20 protein-coding genes and 1 tRNA gene are annotated in these 21,879 nt (G+C 41.8%); 10 read left to right on the forward strand and 11 right to left on the reverse strand.

Features of this window, described 5'->3' with window-relative positions:
- Nucleotides 1-82: 82 nt before the first annotated feature.
- Nucleotides 83-886 carry a type I methionyl aminopeptidase gene (gene map, locus HBL79_RS05895; RefSeq protein ID WP_035686705.1) on the reverse strand — a complete coding sequence of 268 codons (804 nt, stop codon included), beginning with the start codon at nucleotides 884-886 and terminating at the stop codon, nucleotides 83-85.
- Between the two features lie 199 nt (nucleotides 887-1,085).
- Between map and erpA the strand changes: the two genes are divergently transcribed.
- Genes erpA through HBL79_RS05915 form a run of 4 tightly spaced genes read left to right on the forward strand, consistent with a single transcriptional unit; the run spans nucleotide 1,086 to nucleotide 4,959 of the window.
- Nucleotides 1,086-1,427 (forward strand): iron-sulfur cluster insertion protein ErpA, encoded by a 342-nt coding sequence (gene erpA, locus HBL79_RS05900; RefSeq protein WP_017806113.1) that lies wholly within the window; start codon nucleotides 1,086-1,088, stop codon nucleotides 1,425-1,427.
- A 1-nt stretch (nucleotide 1,428) separates the two neighbouring features.
- Nucleotides 1,429-1,788: a YacL family protein gene (locus HBL79_RS05905; protein ID WP_035686708.1), complete on the forward strand. Its 360-nt coding sequence runs from the start codon at nucleotides 1,429-1,431 to the stop codon at nucleotides 1,786-1,788.
- Nucleotides 1,789-1,804: 16 nt separating this feature from the next.
- The gene (mrcB, locus tag HBL79_RS05910) at nucleotides 1,805-4,162 is read left to right on the forward strand and encodes a penicillin-binding protein 1B (protein WP_035686711.1); all 2,358 of its coding nucleotides are present in this window, start codon (nucleotides 1,805-1,807) and stop codon (nucleotides 4,160-4,162) included.
- Nucleotides 4,163-4,203: 41 nt separating this feature from the next.
- Nucleotides 4,204-4,959: a PIN domain-containing protein gene (locus tag HBL79_RS05915; protein ID WP_051128086.1), complete on the forward strand. Its 756-nt coding sequence runs from the start codon at nucleotides 4,204-4,206 to the stop codon at nucleotides 4,957-4,959.
- Between the two features lie 4 nt (nucleotides 4,960-4,963).
- Here the strand turns inward: HBL79_RS05915 and HBL79_RS05920 are convergent, their stop codons facing one another.
- Nucleotides 4,964-6,529 (reverse strand): peptide ABC transporter substrate-binding protein, encoded by a 1,566-nt coding sequence (locus tag HBL79_RS05920; protein ID WP_035686713.1) that lies wholly within the window; start codon nucleotides 6,527-6,529, stop codon nucleotides 4,964-4,966.
- A gap of 59 nt (nucleotides 6,530-6,588) precedes the next feature.
- Nucleotides 6,589-6,951 carry a YbaN family protein gene (locus tag HBL79_RS05925; RefSeq protein WP_035686715.1) on the reverse strand — a complete coding sequence of 121 codons (363 nt, stop codon included), beginning with the start codon at nucleotides 6,949-6,951 and terminating at the stop codon, nucleotides 6,589-6,591.
- A 140-nt stretch (nucleotides 6,952-7,091) separates the two neighbouring features.
- Here HBL79_RS05925 and prlC point away from each other — a divergent pair, with 140 nt between their 5' ends.
- Nucleotides 7,092-9,137: an oligopeptidase A gene (prlC, locus tag HBL79_RS05930; RefSeq protein ID WP_035686717.1), complete on the forward strand. Its 2,046-nt coding sequence runs from the start codon at nucleotides 7,092-7,094 to the stop codon at nucleotides 9,135-9,137.
- 86 nt (nucleotides 9,138-9,223) lie between these two features.
- Here the strand turns inward: prlC and epmA are convergent, their stop codons facing one another.
- Nucleotides 9,224-10,192: an elongation factor P--(R)-beta-lysine ligase gene (epmA, locus tag HBL79_RS05935; RefSeq protein ID WP_035686719.1), complete on the reverse strand. Its 969-nt coding sequence runs from the start codon at nucleotides 10,190-10,192 to the stop codon at nucleotides 9,224-9,226.
- Nucleotides 10,193-10,488: 296 nt separating this feature from the next.
- On the opposite strand from epmA, the gene frdA reads away from it, so the two are divergent.
- Genes frdA through frdD form a run of 4 tightly spaced genes read left to right on the forward strand, consistent with a single transcriptional unit; the run spans nucleotide 10,489 to nucleotide 13,813 of the window.
- A complete protein-coding gene (frdA, locus tag HBL79_RS05940) occupies nucleotides 10,489-12,288 on the forward strand; it encodes a fumarate reductase (quinol) flavoprotein subunit (RefSeq protein WP_017806095.1) in 1,800 nt (599 codons plus the stop codon).
- Nucleotides 12,281-13,051, forward strand: coding sequence for a succinate dehydrogenase/fumarate reductase iron-sulfur subunit (locus HBL79_RS05945; protein ID WP_017806094.1), 771 nt, complete (start codon nucleotides 12,281-12,283; stop codon nucleotides 13,049-13,051). The genes frdA and HBL79_RS05945 overlap by 8 nt, the downstream gene beginning before the upstream one ends.
- Before the next feature lie 10 nt (nucleotides 13,052-13,061).
- A complete protein-coding gene (frdC, locus tag HBL79_RS05950) occupies nucleotides 13,062-13,457 on the forward strand; it encodes a fumarate reductase subunit FrdC (protein ID WP_035686722.1) in 396 nt (131 codons plus the stop codon).
- An 11-nt stretch (nucleotides 13,458-13,468) separates the two neighbouring features.
- Nucleotides 13,469-13,813, forward strand: a complete 345-nt coding sequence (frdD, locus tag HBL79_RS05955; RefSeq protein ID WP_017806092.1) for a fumarate reductase subunit FrdD — start codon at nucleotides 13,469-13,471, stop codon at nucleotides 13,811-13,813.
- A gap of 323 nt (nucleotides 13,814-14,136) precedes the next feature.
- On the opposite strand, the gene rlmKL is transcribed toward frdD, so the two are convergent.
- From rlmKL to HBL79_RS05980, 5 genes are all read right to left on the reverse strand, one after another.
- The gene (gene rlmKL, locus HBL79_RS05960) at nucleotides 14,137-16,281 is read right to left on the reverse strand and encodes a bifunctional 23S rRNA (guanine(2069)-N(7))-methyltransferase RlmK/23S rRNA (guanine(2445)-N(2))-methyltransferase RlmL (RefSeq protein ID WP_035686725.1); all 2,145 of its coding nucleotides are present in this window, start codon (nucleotides 16,279-16,281) and stop codon (nucleotides 14,137-14,139) included.
- 132 nt (nucleotides 16,282-16,413) lie between these two features.
- Entirely contained in the window at nucleotides 16,414-17,451 is a 1,038-nt protein-coding gene (znuA, locus tag HBL79_RS05965; RefSeq protein WP_035686728.1) for a zinc ABC transporter substrate-binding protein ZnuA, read from the reverse strand.
- 101 nt (nucleotides 17,452-17,552) lie between these two features.
- Nucleotides 17,553-18,326 carry a tRNA cyclic N6-threonylcarbamoyladenosine(37) synthase TcdA gene (gene tcdA, locus HBL79_RS05970; RefSeq protein ID WP_035686732.1) on the reverse strand — a complete coding sequence of 258 codons (774 nt, stop codon included), beginning with the start codon at nucleotides 18,324-18,326 and terminating at the stop codon, nucleotides 17,553-17,555.
- Nucleotides 18,323-19,447: a murein transglycosylase A gene (gene mltA, locus HBL79_RS05975; protein WP_035686892.1), complete on the reverse strand. Its 1,125-nt coding sequence runs from the start codon at nucleotides 19,445-19,447 to the stop codon at nucleotides 18,323-18,325. The genes tcdA and mltA overlap by 4 nt, the downstream gene beginning before the upstream one ends.
- A gap of 86 nt (nucleotides 19,448-19,533) precedes the next feature.
- On the reverse strand, nucleotides 19,534-19,764 hold the full coding sequence (locus HBL79_RS05980) for a hypothetical protein (protein WP_082082235.1): 231 nt from the start codon (nucleotides 19,762-19,764) through the stop codon (nucleotides 19,534-19,536).
- On the opposite strand from HBL79_RS05980, the gene HBL79_RS05985 reads away from it, so the two are divergent.
- Nucleotides 19,728-19,804, forward strand: a tRNA-Met gene (locus tag HBL79_RS05985). The genes HBL79_RS05980 and HBL79_RS05985 overlap by 37 nt on opposite strands.
- Before the next feature lie 309 nt (nucleotides 19,805-20,113).
- Here HBL79_RS05985 and HBL79_RS05990 read toward each other — a convergent pair.
- Both HBL79_RS05990 and mpl read right to left on the reverse strand, forming a co-directional pair.
- The gene (locus tag HBL79_RS05990; protein WP_017806084.1) at nucleotides 20,114-20,323 is read right to left on the reverse strand and encodes a cold-shock protein; all 210 of its coding nucleotides are present in this window, start codon (nucleotides 20,321-20,323) and stop codon (nucleotides 20,114-20,116) included.
- Nucleotides 20,324-20,488: 165 nt separating this feature from the next.
- Complete coding sequence (gene mpl / locus HBL79_RS05995; RefSeq protein WP_035686737.1) at nucleotides 20,489-21,868, reverse strand: UDP-N-acetylmuramate:L-alanyl-gamma-D-glutamyl-meso-diaminopimelate ligase; 1,380 nt, start codon at nucleotides 21,866-21,868, stop codon at nucleotides 20,489-20,491.
- Nucleotides 21,869-21,879 lie beyond the last annotated feature (11 nt).

Below are 21,879 nucleotides of genomic sequence, written 5' to 3' on the forward strand. Positions count from 1 at the left end.
GCTGCTTGGGGAAACTTATTCGGGCAGGCACACAGGTCTGCTCCTACACTACATTGATCATTTAACAAAATTGTAGCGGAAATTACACATTCACCATAAAACGTTGAATGCGTCCTGCTTTTTCTTCTTCCTCGCGAATGGTCATCACTTCACAACCGTTGGCGGTTACCACAATTTGGTGTTCAAATTGTGCGGAATGGCTGCGGTCTTTGGTTTTCACCGTCCAGCCGTCGCCCATTAAACGCACTTCCCGTTTGCCCGCGTTGATCATTGGCTCAATAGTGAACACCATTCCTTCTTTTAAAATCACACCGCCGTCATCGCCCGCATAATGTAGCACTTGTGGATCGTTGTGAAACTCTGTGCCGATGCCGTGTCCGCAATATTCTCTCACCACACTGAACCCTTGTGCTTCGGTGTAAATTTGAATCGCTTTGCCGATCTCGCGTAAGCGAATGCCTGGTTTCACTGTGCGTAAGCCGATATATAAAGCTTCTTGGGTTACATCAATGAGTTTTTTGCTGCGGATACTCGGCTCACCCACCACATACATTTTGGAATTATCGCCATAGTAGCCGTCTTTAATCACGGTAACATCAATATTGACAATATCGCCATTTTTGAGCTTTTTCCCCTCGCTTGGAATACCGTGGCAAACCACTTCATTAATGGAAATACAAGTGGCTTTTGGAAAACCGTGATAGCCTAAACAAGCGGGGATCACCTTTTGTTGTTCCACCATATATTGGTGGCAAATGCGATCTAATTCACCCGTGGTTACCCCCTCTTTCACATAGGGTTCTATCATCACCAATACATCAGATGCCAACTTACAGGCTTCCCGCAATTTTTCGATTTCTTGTTCTGTTCTAATTGGAATTGCCATAACTTCTCCTAGACAAAAATTTGTGCCACATTTTACCACCTTTTCAAAGAAAAATCCTTGCTCTCGCCGTTTAAATTATAGCTTGCGGCGAAAACGCCCTATTATTTTGAAAGCAAACGGCTATAAATTCTTGAATGGTTTACTAGGTTATTAGATAATAGCCAACTTAACATTGACAAAGACACAAGCGAGATAAATTATGACCGAGATGGCAATCCCTTTAACTTTTACCGATGCGGCAGCAAATAAAGTCAAAGCCTTGATTAGCGAAGAAGAAAATAGCGAATTAAAATTGCGTGTTTATATCACTGGCGGCGGTTGTAGCGGTTTCCAATATGGCTTTACCTTTGATGAAAAAGTCAATGAAGGTGATCTCACCATTGAAAACAGCGGCGTGCAATTAGTGATCGATCCGATGAGCTTGCAATATTTAATCGGCGGCACAGTGGATTACACCGAAGGCTTAGAAGGCTCGCGTTTTGTGGTAAACAACCCCAATGCCACCACCACTTGTGGTTGTGGTTCATCGTTCAGTATCTAAAATGGATTATCAATTTTTCGCCCAAGGCGGGCAGATTTCCGCCAAATGTTCAATGGGACACGAAGCCTTGGCAAATTGGCTAAATAGCGAAGTGCGGTCAGATTCTAAGCCAGTTTTTACTGCACTTTCTTTGATTGAGCAAGCACGCCAATCGCCGAATCAAGATTTCCGTTTAATCGGCTCAGAATACAGCCTGTTTATCAGTGCGGATGAAGTGATGGTGCGGGCGAACAATCTTGTCATTGAAGATCAACAAGCCCTTGAGCAAGATTTCCATTATTATGATGAAGAAAGCCTTGCCTTTTGTGGCTTAGAAGATTTTGAACAATTTTTACATTCTTATTTATCTTTTAACCGTTAAATGAGGTGCAACAACGATGGCAAAAAATAAAGCTAAGCCCTCATCTATCCTAAATTCATCGAAAAAAAAACGTTTTCGTAACTTTTCTATAAAATTAGCATTCGTTATTATTTGTTACCTTATTTTTTACTGCATTTATTTAGATGGCAAAATCCGTTCCAAAATGGATGGACAAATTTGGCAACTTCCCGCAGAGGTATATAGTCGTATTGAATCTATTCGTTTGAGTGATAAGCTTAGCTTTGAACAGGTGAAGCAACGCTTATTAGAAAATAATTATCGCCAAACCACAATGATAGCCGTACCTGGAGATTTTAAAGTTGAAAATGACACCATTGTTTTATTAAGAGGTGCATTTCCATTTCCCACAGCACCTGAAGCTCAACGAGTTTTTCGTTTACGTTTCCAAAATAATCAATTAGCAGTGATCGAAGATTTAGTAAATACGCAAGCCATTGAAGATTTTCCGCTCGCACCAAAATTGATCGCAATGTTACAATCTGAAAAAGAAGAACGCTTAACTCTTTCGCTACAAAATTATCCTAGATTGCTGATCGATACCCTTCTTTTAACTGAAGATCGCCGCTTTTACCAGCACGAAGGTATTAGCCCATTAGGCATTGCAAGGGCTGTGGTGGCAAATTTTCAAGCGGGACACCGCGTACAAGGCGGAAGCACTCTCACTCAGCAGTTAGTAAAAAACCTGTTTTTATCCAATGAACGCACCTTCAGCCGAAAAATTAATGAAGCCTTAATGGCACTGATTTTAGACTGGCGTTACGATAAAAACCGTATTTTAGAAACCTATCTCAATGAAATTTATCTCGGGCAAAATGGCAACACGCAAATTCACGGTTTTGAGCTTGCTAGCCACTTTTATTTTGGCCGTTCGATCCGCGAGATCAACCTCGATCAAATCGCCCTTTTAGTAGGAATGGTGAAAGGCCCGTCATTGTATAATCCGTGGCGTAATCCTAAGCTTGCCCTTGAACGCCGTAATGTGGTGTTGCATTTATTACTTGAGCATAAAGTCATTGGGCAAGAACTGTATGATATGCTGAGCAAACGCCCACTTGGCGTGCAAAAACACGGGCAGATTACCCGCAAATACCCTGCCTTTATCCAAACACTACAAACCGAATTACGTCAGCGACTAGGAGAAAATAGAGCAAGTAGCCTGTCGGGAACACGCATTTTCTCTACCTTAGATATTAAACAGCAACAATATGCCGAACAAGCAGTGATCAATGCGGTTTCTGAATTGCAGGTGAAATATAAAAATCCCTATTTGGAAGCGGCGATGATCATAGCGGATTATCATAATGGTGAGATCAAAGCTATTGTAGGTGGACGACAAACCAACTACGCGGGCTTTAACCGTGCTTTAAACGCCAAACGACAAATTGGCTCTTTGGTAAAACCGTCAATTTATCTGACCGCACTTAGTGATCCGAGTGAGTTCCGTCTAAACACGCCAATCCCAAACCAGCCGATCACCATTCACACAAAAGGCAGCCCGCCGTGGCAACCGCGAAACTACGACCGCCGTTACAGCGGTCCAGTGATGTTAATGGACGCGTTAGCCCGCTCGCTGAATATTCCAACGGTGAATATTGGAATGGAAGTAGGCTTAAGCAAGGTTATTGATACACAAAAGGCAATGGGGTGGGATAAAGTAAAAATTCCAAAAGTTCCAGCGATGTTGCTGGGATCTTATTCTATTTCCCCCTACGAAGTAGCCCAATTATTCCAAACTCTTGCCAATCTAGGGGCAACTATTCCGCTGGCAACCATTGATAGCATTACTAACCAGCAAGGGGATATCATTTATCAACGTGCAATGCAGCCAGAGCAAGTTGTGCCAGCACAAGCTGCCTACCAAACCCTTTATGCAATGCAACAAACCGTGGAATACGGTACGGCTCGTAGCTTACAAAGCCAGTTTTCCCATTTGCATTTGGCAGGAAAAACCGGCACGACCAACTCCGCACGGGATACTTGGTTTGTCGGCGTTGATGGCGAAAATCTCGCCACTGTTTGGTTAGGGCGTGATGATAATGGTGAAACCAAACTCACGGGGGCAACAGGTGCATTGCAAGTGTATAAAAACTACTTACAACGCACCACCGCTACAGCGTTACACCCCTCCGCCCCTGAAGGCATCAAATGGGTGGGGATCACTAGCTATGGTAGTTGGGATTGTAACAGCTCCCGCCAAATTCCCGTATGGGCAGATCGCAATCAATCCTTCTGCACTGAACAAGAAACACCAAAAGAAGCAGAACAACCAAAACGCCAAAGCCTATGGGACGTACTCATCCCGTCATCAAGTGCTCAAGCTGCTCCCGTGGAAGAGGCAGTGCCTGCGAATTAAAAATAAAAAAGTGTATTATTAATGCTTTACAGAGGAATAGTATGAACTTGATCGTTATTGATTATGAAAACGTTCAACCTAAAACATTAACGCATTTATCGCCTAATGAGTACTTTATTGTTCTTTGCGTCGGTGAAAACCAAAAACTCTTACCTGTTGTTTTGATAAAATCTTTAATAGTGTTTGGAAAAAATTGTCGCATTATTGAATGTCCAAAAGCGGGAAAGAATGCATTAGATTTTATCATTGTTGATGAAATGGCTCGTATTACGACAGAATATCAATTTAATGCTCTTTATATTATTTCTAAAGATAAAGGTTTTGATTCGATTATTCATTACTATCTTACAAAAGGGCGAATTCAACAAGCGAAACGATTAGATAGCATTGACGATATATTGCCAGACAGCCAAAATGATAATGCTCAAGCTGCAACTATGTCTATACTAGCATCAAAAGTACAAAATCAAATTGATAAAGTAAACCAGATTTCACCAAGAAGTTTACCGAATAAATCTCAAAGCCAATTTAATTGGGTCAATTCTTTACTAAAAGCAGAAAATCTCACAGAAAAAGACATTAACGCACTAATAAAAATGGTGGATTTCTCTCCTGCTCAATCAATCCCCTTAAAAACATATATTGACAAAGCCAAAGCAAAATTAAATAGCTTAGAAAAAAGGCATCACCCTAATAAATTAGAAACCCAAATTAATTGGCTCAAGAGCTTTTTTATAAATAATGGTTTAACGAGATCACAAATTAGCGAAATTCAGCAAGCCATTTTTTCAAAATAGGATATTAATTACTTTGCCTTAAATCCTTACTATAAATCACATTGCTTGGATTTTGTTTATCTACGCCTTGTATATTCGGGGCGAGGTAAATCGGGGTTGTGTACTGAAAAACGGGTAATACGACGTTATCTTGTTGTAATAATTGGCTAATTTGCTGATAAAGTGCGGTGCGTTTTTCTTTAGAAATTGGCTGTAAGCTTTGTTCTAATAACGCGTCCACTTTTTCATTATGATAGCCTGATTTATTATCTGGGCTTTTAGAATAGAAATTCATCAAAAACGCGGAAGGCTCGTTATAATCCGCACACCAACCAGATCGGATAATTTGAAAATCTCCCTTGGCACGCTTCGCAAGCAGAGTTTGGCGAGAAACAGGCTCTGGCTGAATATGAATGAGGTCTGACTGTGACAACATTTGGACAAGGCGTTGCCCGATGATCTGATTAAATCCCTCTTGATCAAAGGTCAAACGCAGCACCAATGGAGAACGCTCCGTAATGCCATTTTGCTGCAAAAGCTGCTCCACCAAAATGGGACTCCACGCGGTTTCTTGCTCGTCCCACATTGATTGCGGTAAAAAATGGTTGGTAGCGAGATGGGAGGCTTGCTCACTGCGAACTAAATTGCGTGCCGAAGCCAAAAAAATGAGTGATTTTCGCACCGCACTTTTTTCCAACATTGGATCGTTAAAATTAAACTCATAATAATAAGTACAAAGTTTCGGCAAATATTGCACGGGAAGATTTTTTTGTTGCGGGTTCAACACCACATCAATCCCGTCTAAAGGCTGAGTAGTGCGGATTTTCTGATAATCCACCTCTGGGAAGAAAACGTTTTTTTTCTGCCAATAATAAGGGTTGAGGGCTAAATGAATGCGATCGCCCTGCTGACTTTTCACATAATAAGCTCCGTTGCTAACAATTTGTGGCTTGATCTTTGGCTCACTTTGATATTTTTCTTCGCTTGGAGCAAAATATTGTGGTAATAATGCGGCGTGTGCCAGCATTTCAGGCAAATAAGGCGTGGCTTTATCTAAGGTAATTTGTAATTCGCGTGGCGAATTGGCTTGCACGCCCAATTCCTCCACCGCCGTTTTTCCCGCTAAGACCGCTATGGCATTTTGCATATTGAGAAAAGCGAGATAATTTTTCAATGGGCTTGATGAGGTTGCCAACTGCCGCCAGCTTTGCACAAAATCCATTGCGGTAACGGGCGAGCCATTCGACCATTTCGCCTGTTCGCGTAAGGTAAAAATCCACGTTTTATTATCTTCCGTGTGCCAACTTTCCGCCACGGCAGGCTGGATATTACCTTGAGGGTCATACATCACCAAGCCCTCCGCAATATCCCGCAAAAAGCTCGCCTGTTCCTCATTTTGTAGTTGTTCAGGGAAAATCACCACATCAGTATAAACCCCTCGCACAAGTCGCGGAAGCCGAAGTTGTGGTTCGTTTTGACGTGAATACGCAGTGGTTGTATGGACACTTTTTTGATCGCAATTCAGCAGGAAAAAAAGGCAGCCCAAAAGCACCGCACTTTTAAACGCGTTGGTAAAATTGAATAATGACATTGAGCGATAGGGGCTTGTTTAAATAGTCGCATTATACAAAAACGCCCCCGCAATACCAATTATTCTTTGATGGTTTTGATCCAGAAGAAAAAGATCCAATAGTGAATGAGCAAGCCGAGTAAAATCGCCACTTTGCCGTAAATGGTCGGTGTAAAATAAAAACCTGCAGCGAGCATTGCGGTAGAAAAACATAAAATGCGAATTTTGGTTTTTAAGGTTAAGGCTCGCTCTTCGCTGAATGATTGCAAATGATTTTTGTAAAGCTGGGTCTGAATGATCCAATTATGCAACCGCTCTGAGCCTTTCGCGAAACAAAATACGGTTAATAGCAAAAAAGGCGTGGTGGGCAACAAGGGGAGAAACGCTCCTAAAATCCCCAAGCCGAGCGAGAGAAATCCTAACAAAATATAAATAGCTTTCATTTTCTACTGTCCAAATATCAACCAATAAATAAAAATAATTCTCAATTATCCACATTTTTTTAGATTTCTCAACCTTGATATTATAGAATCTCCCCTTATTTGTTATGCAATAACATTGATTAGGAAAGCAAGGAGCTTTTATGACAAATCCGCTATTAAGCGAAACCACCTTACCGCAATTTTCGCAAATTAAACCCGAACATATTCAACCCGCAATTACACAATTAATTCAAGAAAATCGAGATACTGTAGAACAGGTTTTAAAACAACCGCACTTAACTTGGCAGAATTTTATTGAACCATTAACTGAAAGTGGTGATCGCCTAAGCAAAGCTTGGTCGCCAGTGAGCCACTTAAATGCAGTAAAAAACAGCCCTGAATTGCGTGAGGCCTATCAAGCCTGTTTACCATTGCTTTCTGAATATAGCACTTGGTTAGGGCAACACGAGGGCTTATATCAAGCCTATTTACAGCTTAAAAATAGCCCAGAATATGAAACTTACAGCGTGGCACAGAAAAAAGCCATTGATAATGCCTTGCGTGATTTCAAACTCTCAGGCATTTCTTTGCCAGCCGAAAAACAAAAACGCTATGGCGAAATCGTGGCGCGTTTATCCGAGCTAAGTTCACAATTTAGCAACAATGTGCTAGATGCCACAATGGGCTGGGATAAAGTGATTGAAGAAGAAAGCCAGCTCAAAGGCTTACCAGAAAGTGCCTTGCAAGCGGCGAAGCAATCCGCCGAAAGCAAAGGGCTAACGGGCTATCGCTTCACCCTTGAATTTCCAAGCTATTTGCCTGTGATGACCTATTGTGAAAATCGTGATTTGCGAGAAGAAATGTACCGTGCTTTTGTGACTCGTGCTTCAGAACAAGGCCCGAATGCAGGAAAATGGGATAATTCTGCCATTATGCAAGAGATCTTAACCTTACGCGTTGAATTGGCAAAATTGCTTGATTTTGAGCATTACACTGAACTTTCTCTAGCCACTAAAATGGCTGAAAATCCGCAACAAGTACTGGATTTCCTCGATAATTTGGCAAGCCGTTCCAAATCACAAGGGCAACAAGAATTAGCGGAATTAGAAGACTTTTGTAAAACCCACTTTAGTATTACCGCACTTGAGCCTTGGGATATTGCATTTTATAGCGAAAAACAAAAACAACATTTATACGCCATTAATGATGAAGAACTTCGCCCTTATTTTCCCGAAAATCGCGTACTTTCAGGCTTATTTGAGCTGATTAAACGCTTATTCAACATTCGTGCTGTTGAACGTTTTGATGTGGACACTTGGCATAAAGATGTACGTTTCTTTGATTTGATTGATAGCCAAGACCAGCTACGAGGGAGTTTTTATTTAGATCTCTACGCTCGCGAAAATAAACGTGGCGGTGCGTGGATGGACGATTGTGTTGGTCGCCGCCGTAAAGCTGATGGCACAATTCAGCAGCCAGTGGCTTATCTCACTTGTAACTTTAACGCACCAGTGGGCGATAAACCGGCACTCTTTACGCACGATGAAGTAACCACTTTATTCCACGAATTTGGACACGGCATTCACCATATGCTGACCCAAATTGATGTCGCAGATGTAGCAGGTATCAACGGCGTGCCTTGGGACGCGGTGGAGCTGCCAAGCCAGTTCCTCGAAAATTGGTGTTGGGAAGAAGAGGCGCTCGCCTTTATTTCAGGGCATTATGAAACGGGCGAACCGCTACCAAAAGAAAAATTGCAACAATTGCTCAAAGCGAAAAACTTCCAAGCGGCAATGTTCGTGTTACGTCAGCTTGAATTTGGGTTATTTGATTTCCGTTTGCATCATTATTTTGATGCGAACCAACCAAATCAAATTTTAGACACCTTAAAACAAGTGAAAGAAGATGTGGCGGTAATTAAAGGGGTAGATTGGGCAAGAAATCCGCATAGCTTTAGCCATATTTTTGCCGGCGGTTATGCAGCGGGCTATTACAGCTATTTATGGGCGGAAGTGCTATCGGCAGATGCATTCTCACGTTTTGAGGAGGAAGGCATTTTTAATCCAGTAACAGGGCAATCGTTCTTAGACGAAATCCTTACCCGTGGCGGTTCAGAAGAGCCAATGGTGTTATTCAAACGCTTCCGCGGACGCGAACCACAACTTGACGCGTTGTTGAGACATAAAGGAATAGTAAACGCTTTCTAATTGCTTCAACAAGTTGGCAATGAAGTGCATCTTTAATTGCCAACTTTAAACTATTCCCTAAATAAGCATCTTCATATTTTCTTTAATTACGCATTTTCTATGCTAAAAGCAATGACCTCATTAATATTTTCTAGTCCTAAAGCAATCATAATTAAACGATCAACCCCTAAAGCGACGCCAGAACAATTTGGTACCCCCGCTTTAAGTGCGGCAAGAAAACGTTCATCAATTTGATGAATCGGTAAGCCTAACCGCTCACGTTGTTTATTATCTTGTTCAAAACGATGACGTTGTTCATTAGCATCGGTTAATTCGCAAAAACCATTTGCCAATTCAAGACCTTTATAATAAAACTCAAAACGCTCTGCAACCCGATGATCTTCAGAACTAATTTGAGCTAGTGCTGCTTGAGTTGCCGGAAAATGGTAAATAGCAACAGGTTTATCTTTCCCTATTTGAGATTCAACCGCCACATTAAATAAAAATTGCAGTAGAGTATCTCGATCTTCACGTTCTGCATTTTCCAAACAATATTCTTTAGCTTTTTCTATAAGTTTATCTTGAGATGCAGACAAAGGATCAATACCTACATATTCTTGAAAAGCAAACTGGTAACTCATACTTTCCGCAGGTTCACAATCTAGAATATATTGCAACAAGTCATCGACTTCATTGATTAGCCGGTACATATCAAAATAGGGGCGATACCATTCTAACATCGTAAATTCTGGGCTATGCTTTTTACCCGCTTCTTCATTACGAAACACCTTACATAATTGAAAAATTGCCCCGCTTCCTGCTGCAAGTAAACGTTTCATCGGATATTCTGGGCTAGTTGATAACCACAATGTTTTTTCTTGGTTCTGGAAAGGAGAAATTAATTTAGTACTAAATGTTGATAAATGCACATCTGTAACACCAAACTCACTAAGTATAGGGGTTTCAACTTCTAATAAACCACGTTCACTAAAAAATTGACGAATTTCAGCGATTATTTTAGCTCTAGATAATAATGTTTGAATACTCGCTGTCGGTTTCCATTGATGCTCTGACATAATTAACTCTTTTTTAAAGTAAAATTAAGAAAGCCATTTTACGCTATACTCTAAAAATAAATAACTCCTTTTTCGTTAAAAAATAATGTGTTAAAGCTAAAAGTTCTCATTTACACCTAATATTCACATTAGCTTTTTTGAGTTAGATCACACTTTCATAGTTTGATAGCCTTTTTTATCAAAAAAATACTGATTTATTTCCTAAAAGCGTGGCAAAATAATGAAACCCTAATAAATTTCAGATTTCAACATGAAATCTACGTTTGTTTACTACATCTACTTATTGGAGGAATATCGTGCAAACTGTTAATGTCGATATTGCAATTGTGGGGGCTGGTGGCGGTGGGCTACGAGCAGCAATTGCAGCAGCGGAGGCAAATCCAAATTTAAAAATTGCTTTAGTTTCTAAGGTGTACCCAATGCGTAGCCACACCGTGGCTGCTGAGGGAGGAGCGGCTGCCGTTATCAAAGAAGAAGATTCTTATGAAAAACATTTCCACGACACCGTTGCAGGGGGGGACTGGTTGTGTGAACAAGATGTGGTGGAATATTTCGTGGAACATTCTCCCGTGGAAATGACCCAATTAGAACGTTGGGGCTGTCCTTGGAGCCGTAAAGAGGACGGTGATGTAAATGTTCGCCGCTTTGGTGGTATGAAAATTGAGCGGACGTGGTTTGCAGCAGATAAAACAGGTTTCCATTTATTACACACCCTTTTTCAAACCTCAATGCAATTTCCACAAATTCAACGTTTTGATGAACATTTCGTGTTAGATATTCTTGTTGATGATGGACACGCTCGTGGTATGGTAGCGATGAATATGATGGAGGGAACGCTGGTTCAAATTAATGCTAATGCGGTGGTTATTGCCACTGGTGGCGGCTGTCGTGCATTCCGATTTAATACCAACGGCGGTATCGTAACAGGCGATGGGTTGTCAATGGCTTATCGTCACGGCGTGCCATTGCGTGATATGGAATTTGTACAATATCATCCAACAGGTTTGCCGAATACGGGCATTTTGATGACGGAAGGTTGTCGTGGTGAAGGCGGTATTTTGGTAAATAAAGATGGCTATCGTTATTTACAAGATTATGGTCTAGGCCCTGAAACCCCAATCGGTAAACCTGAAAACAAATATATGGAATTAGGTCCACGTGATAAGGTGTCGCAAGCATTCTGGCAAGAATGGCGTAAAGGCAATACGTTAAAAACTGCTAAAGGCGTGGACGTGGTTCATCTTGATTTACGCCATTTAGGTGAAAAATATCTGCACGAACGTTTACCATTTATTTGTGAACTTGCGAAAGCTTATGAGGGGGTAGATCCTGCCAAAGCACCGATCCCAGTTCGCCCTGTGGTGCATTACACAATGGGCGGTATTGAAGTGGATTTCAACAGCGAAACCCGTATTAAAGGCTTATTTGCTGTGGGTGAATGTGCGTCATCAGGCTTGCACGGGGCGAACCGTTTAGGCTCTAACTCTCTTGCTGAGCTTGTGGTATTGGGCCGTGTAGCTGGGGAATATGCCGCACAACGTGCTGCTGAAGCCAGCCCAGCCAACCAAGGTGCAGTTGATGCACAAGCGAAAGATGTGGTTCAACGTTTGGAAGATCTCTACAATCAAGAAGGCACAGAATCTTGGTCGCAAATTCGTGATGAAATGGGCGATTCAATGGAAGAAGGTTGTGGTATTTATCGTACACAAGAAAGTATGCAACAAACCGTTGATAAAATTGCTGAACTAAAAGAACGTTATAAACGCATTCGCATTGCTGATCGCTCAAGCGTGTTCAATACCAATGTGCTTTATACCGTGGAATTGGGTTACATTTTAGATGTAGCACAATCTATCGCGAATTCAGCCATTGAGCGTAAAGAATCTCGTGGTGCTCACCAACGTTTAGACTACACAGAACGTGATGATGTGAATTACTTAAAACACACTTTGGCTTTCTACAATGCTGACGGTATGCCTCGCATTGAATACAGCCCAGTGAAAATCACAAAATCTCAACCTGCAAAACGTGTTTATGGTGCGGAAGCTGAAGCTCAAGAAGCGGCAGCGAAAGCTAAGGAGCAAACAAATGGCTAATCAAGCAATGATGAATATTGAGGTTCTGCGTTATAACCCGGAGGTGGATAAAGAACCTTATTTAAGAACTTACCAAGTGCCTTATGATAGCCAAACCTCGCTATTAGATGCCCTTGGCTATATTAAAGATAAGCTTGAACCTGAATTGTCTTACCGCTGGTCTTGTCGTATGGCGATTTGTGGCTCTTGCGGAATGATGGTGAATAACAAGCCAAAACTCGCTTGCAAAACATTCTTGCGTGATTACAGCGGGCATATGCGTATTGAACCATTGGCTAACTTCCCAATTGAACGTGATTTAGTGGTGGATCTCAGCCACTTTATTGAAAGTTTAGAAAGCATTAAACCTTACATTATCGGTAATGAAGCCCCACCGCTGGACGGCAAACCGCACCCATCGGCGGAATTAGCGAAAAGTCGCACCAAACAAACCCCAGCACAGCTAGAGAAATATCGCCAATTCTCAATGTGTATTAACTGTGGTTTATGCTATGCCGCTTGCCCACAATTCGGCTTAAATCCAGAATTTGTCGGCCCTGCTGCAATTACATTGGCGCATCGCTATAACCTTGATAATCGTGATCACGGTAAAGCTGAACGAATGAAAATTCTTAACGGTGATAACGGGGTGTGGAGCTGTACATTCGTGGGTTACTGTTCTGAAGTGTGTCCAAAACACGTTAATCCAGCCTCCGCAGTGAACCAAGGCAAAATCGAAAGTGCGAAAGATTATGTGTTGGCAATGTTAAAACCGCAAAGCTAAGGAGAGGAAAATGACAACAGTAACCACAAGCAAACGCAAAAAATATGTGCGTGAAGTTAAACCAACTTGGTGGAAAAAGTTAGATTTTTACAAATTCTATGTGTTGCGTGAAAGCACTGCCGTTCCAACCCTTTGGTTTTGCTTAGAACTTTTTTATGGCTTAATTTGTTTAGGCAACGGTGCATTTGCCACCAATTTCGTGCATTTTTTACAAAATCCACTGGTAGTGATTTTAAATATCATCACCCTTGGGGCAGTACTATTAAATAGCTATACGTTTTTTAATATGGCTCCACAAATGGTGAATATTATTGTGAAAAATGAACGCCTAGATGCGAAATTACTTTCTCGCGTATTTTGGGCAATTACCGCCGTAGTGAGTATTCTTGCCTTAATTTTAGTATAGGAAATAAGCATATGAATAAACAAAATCCAAAACGTTCAAATGAACCTGCCGTATGGCTCTTATTCGGTGCAGGCGGTGCGATCAGTGCCGTGTTCTTCCCTGTTCTTGTGCTAATTTTAGGCTTTTTGCTCCCCTTTGGGTTGATTTCGCCTGATAACATCATCGCCTTTGCTGGTACTTGGATTGGCAAGCTCGCTATTCTTGCTTTGCTGATCTTCCCCGCTTGGTGTGGTATTCATCGTGTCCATTTAGGTTTGCACGATTTTAAAGTCCATATTCCCGCTGCTGGCGTGATTTTCTACGGTTTAGCCACCCTATTTTCCGTTTTAACATTGTTTGCCGTGTGGAATATTTAAACGAATAAAAAACAAAAAACCTTTTCGTAAGAAAAGGTTTTTTTTATCTTTATCAGTCCCTTACCGAAAAATTAAAGTGCGGTAGTTTTTGAAGGTCGTTTTTATATTTGAAAAATCAAGAAAAAATGGCATAAAAAAGCACCGCTCTTTTTGTTGTTATTTTGATCTTTTTAGAGATTCGAAATCTAGGATTATTTCCTAATCATAGCAAACACCCTTTACTGTCCCCCTAAGAAAATAAACAATTTTGCTATTGGTTGAATTAATTTCAGCAAAGATAAAAAGCCAGACCTATGCTCGCCCCTTTGACTGAACTTTTATCGCTATACTACGGCGGTAATCAGCCAACAATTATGAATTTGCTTATTCCGCTCAAAATCTAAAGGCAAAGTTTTCACTGTGATGTCCTGTGCGGTTAAGCCCAGCTCAGCAACGCCTTCAAAATCCATTTTGAATTTTTGTTTATTGTTGGAAAAGACAATCGTGCCGTTTGGACGCAAAAGACGTTTTAATTGGCTGAATAATTGAATATGATCGCGTTGCACATCCCAGCTGTTTTCCATTCGTTTTGAATTAGAAAAAGTAGGTGGATCAACAAAGATTAAATCAAATTGGCGGTCGCATTTTTCTAGCCATTGTAGGCAATCGCTTTGGATTAATTTATGCTGTTTGCCTTCGATGTCATTTAAAATTAAATTTTGTTCTGCCCAGTTGAGATAAGTGTTTGACATATCCACGGTGGTGGTGGATTTCGCACCACCTAGCGCAGCGTGAACGGTGGCAGAGCCAGTGTAAGCAAACAAATTCAGGAAATCTTTGCCTTGTGCCATTTCACCCAGCATTTTGCGGGTTAAGCGGTGATCCAAAAATAGCCCTGTGTCTAAATAATCAGTTAAATTCACCCAAAGTTTCGCGCCATATTCTTCTACATAGAAATAATCGCCTTTGTTGGCCAATTTTTCATATTGATTTGTGCCTTTTTGTTTTTGGCGAACTTTTAGCACCAATTTATTAGTTTCCACACCTGTTACGGCAAGGGTGGCAGTAACCGCATCAAGCAAACGCTGACGGGCTTTGTTTTCATCAATATTTTTTGGTGCAGCATATTCTTGCACCACAATATGATCTAAATAACGATCCACCGCCACGTTATATTCGGGCAAATCCGCGTCATAAAGGCGGTACGCATTAATGCCTTGCTGTTTCGCCCATTTTTCGATTTTCTTGCTATTTTTTTGTAAGCGGTTAGCAAAATCTTGCGCAACGGGCAGATTTTCTGCGGAAGAAATTTGCGAATTTTGCACCGCACTTTCAATTTGTGTGTGCTTGTTTTCGGCGATCTGATAATTTTTTTGTACGCAATCTAACGGCCCATTTTTCGCTTTAAATTGGCGGTGCGAACGTAATCGCAAGCAATCCAACAAGGCAGGTTCAGCACTAAAAATAGACGCATTCCAACCACCGAATTGCTGTTTTAAACGTTGCCCCAACACAGAATAAAGGGCGATTAACGCGGGGGTTGTGCCTAAGCGTTCGCCATAAGGCGGATTACAAATTAGCGTACCTTTTTCTTCCGTTGGATTTTTCAGCGCTGCCACATCGCCTTGTTTCCACTGGATTAAATGAGCAACACCGGCATTTTTAGCGCTGCGTTGCGCTTTTTGTAACACGCGGTGATCTAAATCAAACCCATAAAAATGGGCTTGAAGTTGTGCTGAACCTTGTTTTGCGAGGGCGATAGCTTCCTCTTTCACTTTGTCCCAAGCCTGCAGATTATGTCCTTTCCAGAAATCAAATCCCCAATGTAAGCGGTGTAGCTGTGGTGCGATTCTCGCTTCCATTTGTGCCGCTTCAATCAACAATGTGCCTGAACCACACATAGGATCAACTAACGGCGTACCTTGTTGCCAGCCTGAACGCAATACAATCGCCGCCGCTAAAGTTTCACGCAAAGGGGCAGCACCTGTGTCTTCACGATAACCACGCAAATGCAAGGCTTCGCCGCTCAAATCTAAAGAAAGAATGAAATCTTCACGATTTAAATAGGCGTGAATGCGAATGTCGGGATTGTCTTTATCCACGCTCGGGCGGGCTTTGCCTTGACACTCAAAATAATCCACAATGCCATCTTTCACTCGCATTGCCCCAAATTGAGTATGACGAATTTCACGGTTTGTGCCGTTAAAATCCACCACAAATTGACAACGCTCATCAAAAATATCCAGCCAATTTTGCCCCACTACAGTGGCATATAAATCCAAATCGCTATAAATTTTGCTTTGCACTAATGGCAATAAAATTCGTGAACTGAGCCTTGACCAAAGCAAACTGCGATACAAAGTTTCATCATCGGCTAAAAAATGCACTCCACCTTGGGAGATTTGGCATTCTTTCGCACCCAATTCAGTAAGTTCTGTTTTTAATAATTCTTCAAAGCCACGGGAAGTGGTGGCAAATAATTTTTTCATTGGCATCTCTTGTGCTTCATCAAAAAGAATGGCGGGATTATAACAGAGCCGTAAAGTGCGGTCGATTTTAATTCGATTTTTAGGCAAAAGAAAGAGCGAACAGTTAATGTTCGCTCTAAACACAAAACACTATTATTTCAAGCAGTTATAATAACTGTCCGCGGTATATTGTAGAAAGTTGGCGTAAGAATCTTTACCTAAGGCAACGGCATCGCCCATTGGGTCTAAACGCCCTACTTTTACGCCAGTAGATTTATGCAAGGTTTCGATCACTTTTGGGGTGAATTGTGGCTCGGCAAATAAGCAACCGACTTTATGCTCTTCGATTTCTTCTTTGATATGTGCCAATTTTTTCGCACCTGGGGCAACCAATGGATTAATGGTAAACGCACCCACTTGGTTTAATCCATAAGCCTCGTTGAAATAGGTATAGGCATCGTGGAATACATAGAAGCCTTTTTTCTGCACTGGAACGAGCTGTTGCTTGATTTTCTCATTTTGTGCGTTCAAAGTGCGGTTAAATTCGGCTAAGTTTTTTTCAATCAGCGCTTTTTTCGCAGGGAATTGCTGAGTGAGCTTATCTGCCACCGCTTCAGCCACCACTTGGCTAATGCGTGGTGAATACCAAACGTGCCAGTTGGTTTCTAATTCATCGTGATCGTGGTCGTGAGCGTCATCTGTTCCATGATTGTGCTGATGCTCGTGAGCCTCTGATTTTCCGTGATCGTGATGATGCTCGTGATCGTGGTCGTGATCTTCACCATCGTGGTGGTGATGGTCGTGATCGTGGTGGTGGTCGTGGTGGTGATGTTCGCCTTTGGCTAGCATATCAGGTGTGATGCCAGCCAATTTCGCGATCGTAACCACTTTGCTCGCGTCCACATTTTTTTGTAATGACGAGGCAAGAAACGCGTCCGCGTCTTCACCGACCCATAGTACCAAATCCGCCGACTTCAATTTTTGCACATCGGAAGGTTTCAGATTATAGTCGTGTGGCGAAGCCCCCGCTGGCACAAGCACTTGCGTGTCCGTAACCCCATCCGCAATGGAGGAGGCAATAAAACCAAGGGGTTTTATGGAGCTAACCACGCTCGCACTTGCCAAAGTAGAAAAAGAAAACACCGCTGCCGCGACAGCACTGTGCTTAAATAAACGATTTAAGGTTGTCATAAACGCTCCCATTTTTAAGAATGATTCTCAGAAATTGTCAGCTTAGCTTAGATCGTTTTGCAAAAAATTGCTATCTTTTTTTTTATTAAAAAATAAGAAGGCTAGGCTGTTGTCATTAATAATTTTTCGATTACACGGGAAACAGCAAAAAAGCCAAAGGTTGCGGTGATCATTGTTGCCGCGCCAAAACCATTGGCACAATTCATCGTAGCAGACACCTGACAATTTTCGCTCATTTGAGGAAAAATCAGCGGTTGCGTTGAAAACACGCAATCCACCCCAAATTTTCGCTTTGGATTTTGGCTAAAATGAAAATCCTTGCGTAAAATTGACCGCACTTTTGCGGCGAGGGGATCTTGAATGGTGCGACTTAAATCGGCAATTTGAATTTGACTTGGATCGGTTTGACCGCCTGCCCCGCCAACGGTGATAACCTTTATCTTGTTGCGTTTACAATAGGCGATTAGTGCCGCTTTAGTTTTGACGCTGTCAATGGCATCAATCACATAATCATAGCCACGATTGAGGTAATCCGCTAAATTTTCGCTGGAAAGAAAGTCATCAATAATATGCACCTTGCATTCGGGATTGATCAAGGCGACACGCTCTGCCATCACTTCTGTTTTCAACTTTCCGACATTGCCAGAAATGGCGTGGATTTGGCGATTGATGTTGGTTACGCAAATGTCGTCCATATCAATCATTGTGATCTCACCAATGCCAGAACGAGCAAGGGCTTCCACCGCCCAAGATCCCACGCCTCCAATGCCAATCACGCAAATATGTGCTTGGCGTAATCGCTGTAACGCGGCAGAGCTATATAGCCGCCCAATGCCACCGAAACGTTGTTCGTAGTTGTCTATACGTTCGTTCATTGAAGTAACCACACGCGTCCATAATGTTTTGACAAGCCCGCGATATGCCCCGCTTCGTCGCCAATGCCGCGGTATAAGTCAAAATGGTGGCCTTTTACCGCACCGCCCACATCAAGGGCTATCATTAAATGAAGTTTATGTTCTCCCGTCCAGTTGCCATTCTTATCGATTTGTGGCACTTCTACGAGTACGATCGAGCCAGATGGAATGACTGACCGATCGGAGGCGATGGAAGCCATTGGCACAAGTGGCACGCCTGCCGAGCCTTTCACTTTGCCCGTTGGATCATTTTTGAAATACACATAGGACGGGTTTCGTTCAAGCAAGGCTTGCAAGCGAGAAGGGTTGGCTTTTGCCCAATCTTTGATCGCTTGAATTGACATTTTTTCTTTAGGAATTTCGCCATCTTCCACCAATAAGCGACCCACGGCAACATAATCTAAGCCGTTTTGCCCCGCGTAAGCGAAATAGTTCAAATCGCCATTACCAAAATCCACATAGCCACTGCCTTGTACACCAAGCAAGAAATTATCTATCATTGAATCGCTGTAAGCTAGCTCAAGCCCTTTGCCTTTCAATGCCCCAGCATAAATTTGTGCTCGGCTCACGCGTTTTTGTGAAGGTCTTGGCATTGCATAAATGGGCTGATTATATTTGCCTTGTGGCGTACGGCGTGCGTGGATAACTGGTGAATAATAGCCTGTCATCAACACGTTCTGATAGCCATCTTGTCCTTTCATTATCATCGGGCGAATACCAAAGTTCGCGAGTTCATTCACATTTGCCCCCGCTAGCACCCAATTTGTCACCTTGTCATAACTCTCGACAAATTTGTTACTTAAACTTACAGAATAAAGACGAACATTGGAAAGTTGGGTTAAAAAATCCCCTTGATTTATTACCGCACTTTGGTTTTCAACCGCTGAAACGGGCATTAATAATTGCTGCTGATAGCTACGCCCCGCATATTTCGCCCCAAAAATTTCGGGATCTGCCAAATTATTATTGTTGCTTGGTCTTTTGCTCGATTGGCTACTTGAACAGGCGGAAAGCAAGCCTGCTAAGCCGAGCAGAAAAAAAAGTGCGGCGTGTTTTTTAATAGTTTTTTTTGTCATCAACATCGACATAGAGATAAAGTTCCTTAATCAGTCATTCCACAATGGAAACGCGTTAAAATAGCAAAAAATCCGCGAAAGAGATAGCGTTTTTAAGCAGGGCGATTTGATTTGCTATTATCAAAAATGTGTCTACCAAATTTGTAAGCGAAACAAAGTGCGGTCGGATTTTTCAGCGTTTTGGCTTGAAAATCAGCATATTGCCCATTTTTATACCAATCAATCACCTTTTTCCCCAATCCCCCTTGCATTAAAAATAAAATCGGGTATAGTACACCTCCATAGACGCGGGGTGGAGCAGCTTGGTAGCTCGTCGGGCTCATAACCCGAAGGTCGTTGGTTCAAATCCAGCCCCCGCAACCAGATTTCAAGAAACCGCTAATGATTAGCGGTTTTTTATTGCCTTTTTATCGCCTGCTGGAATTTTTGCGTTCCTGTAAAAAATATTTATTCAGTAAAAACCTTTGTCAAATACCACCGCACTTTCAGGCTTATTAGCAAGCGTTTTGGCTATTTTTCGCCGTATTTTTCAGGTCAAAATATCGTTATTTAAGTTCAAAATAAGGCAAGGCTAACTAACGTTGTATTATTTTGAAATCAAACGACTATACAAAAACGCATAAAAAAACCACCGCACTTTTTACTTTGCGGTGGCTCTTTTAGAGGGAAAAATTAAGCGAGAATGATGACGTTTTCTGCTTTTTTACCACGTTTATCATCAATAATATCAAACTCAACGGCTTGACCTTCTTTCAGCGTGCGGAATCCTTTTGATTGAATCGCTGAAAAATGAACGAAAACTTCTTCTCCACCTTCAGACTGTAAAAAACCAAACCCTTTTGTTTCGTTGAACCATTTAACGGTTCCATTATTTTTAGACATTGTAAATCCTAAGTTAAATCTAATCTTAGATAACGCAATAATATTATGATGATAAAAAATAAAAACTTTAAATATGCCACAGATTATTGATTGTTATCTCTTTTGCTTAAATAAGCGGAAATTATACTAACAGCATAGTTTGTAAATAGCACGCTTTATTTTCCATTAATAGGAATTATTTTTTAATGCCAATTTTTCCAGCAGTTTTTGATGAATGCCACCAAAACTTCCATTTGACATAACAAGAATATGATCACTTGGTTTTGCTTCGGCGACAATCATATCGACTAATTTATCCAGATTGCCAGACCAATTGGCTGGTTGTACGCATTGGTTGGCGATGTCCACCACGTCCCACGGGATACTGTCGGGTTGCAATAAAAAGATGTGATCTGCTCTGACTAAAGCTGGGGCAAGCTCATCTTTATGTACACCCATTTTCATTGTGTTAGAACGAGGTTCTAATACTGCGAGAATACGCACGCCACCGCCCACTTTATCTCGAAGTGCGGTTAAAGTTGCGAGAATTTCTGCAGGGTGATGGGCAAAATCGTCATAGACGCTGATGCCATTGACTTCGCCTTTTAACTCCAAACGGCGTTTGGCATTAATGAAACTGCCTAAAGCGGCACAAGCATTTTCAATCGACACGCCTGCGTGATAGGCTGCAGCAATCGCCATTAAGCCGTTGTGCATATTGTGTTGTCCAACGATGTTCCATTTCACTTGTGCCACTTTTTCACCAAAATGATACACCGCAAATTCGGTGCAATCATTGGTAATCCGCTCCGCGTGCCATTCTTGATTTTCGCCTAAAAATTGTTGTTCTGACCAACAGCCCATTTCTAAGGTTTCTTTCACGCTTTGTTCGCCTGCAAAAGAAAGAATGCGACCACTGGCGGGAATGGTGCGGATCATATGGTGGAATTGGCGTTGGATCGCTTTAAGATCGTCAAAAATATCCGCGTGATCAAAGCCAATATTGTTGATGATCAATGTTTTGGGGTTGTAATGAATGAATTTTGAACGTTTATCAAAAAAGGCGGTGTCATATTCATCAGCTTCAATCACAAAAAACTGGCTGTCCCCTAAGCGGGCCGATGTGCCAAAGTTCCCCGCAATACCACCAATTAAAAAGCCTGGGTTTAGCCCATTTTTTTCTAAAATCCAAGCGAGCATACCTGTTGTGGTGGTTTTCCCGTGCGTACCAGAAACCGCCAACACCCAACGCTTACGCAATAAATTATCGTGCAACCATTGCGGTCCCGAAGTATAAGGCAAATTATGCTCAAGCACATATTCCACGCAAGGATTACCGCGTTTCATTGCATTGCCAATTAGCACTAAATCAGGGGTGGGGTGGAGTTGTTCAACATCATAATTAGGAATGATTTCAATCTCGTTTTCTTGTAAAAAGGTACTCATTGGCGGATAAACATTAACATCTGAACCTGTTATTTTATAACCCATTTGTTTGGCAATAATAGCAACGCCGCCCATAAAGGTTCCGCAAATTCCCAAAATATGAATATGTTTTTGTGTCATTTTTTATCTCT

Source organism: Avibacterium paragallinarum, from assembly GCF_011765605.1.
Lineage (GTDB): Bacteria > Pseudomonadota > Gammaproteobacteria > Enterobacterales > Pasteurellaceae > Avibacterium > Avibacterium paragallinarum.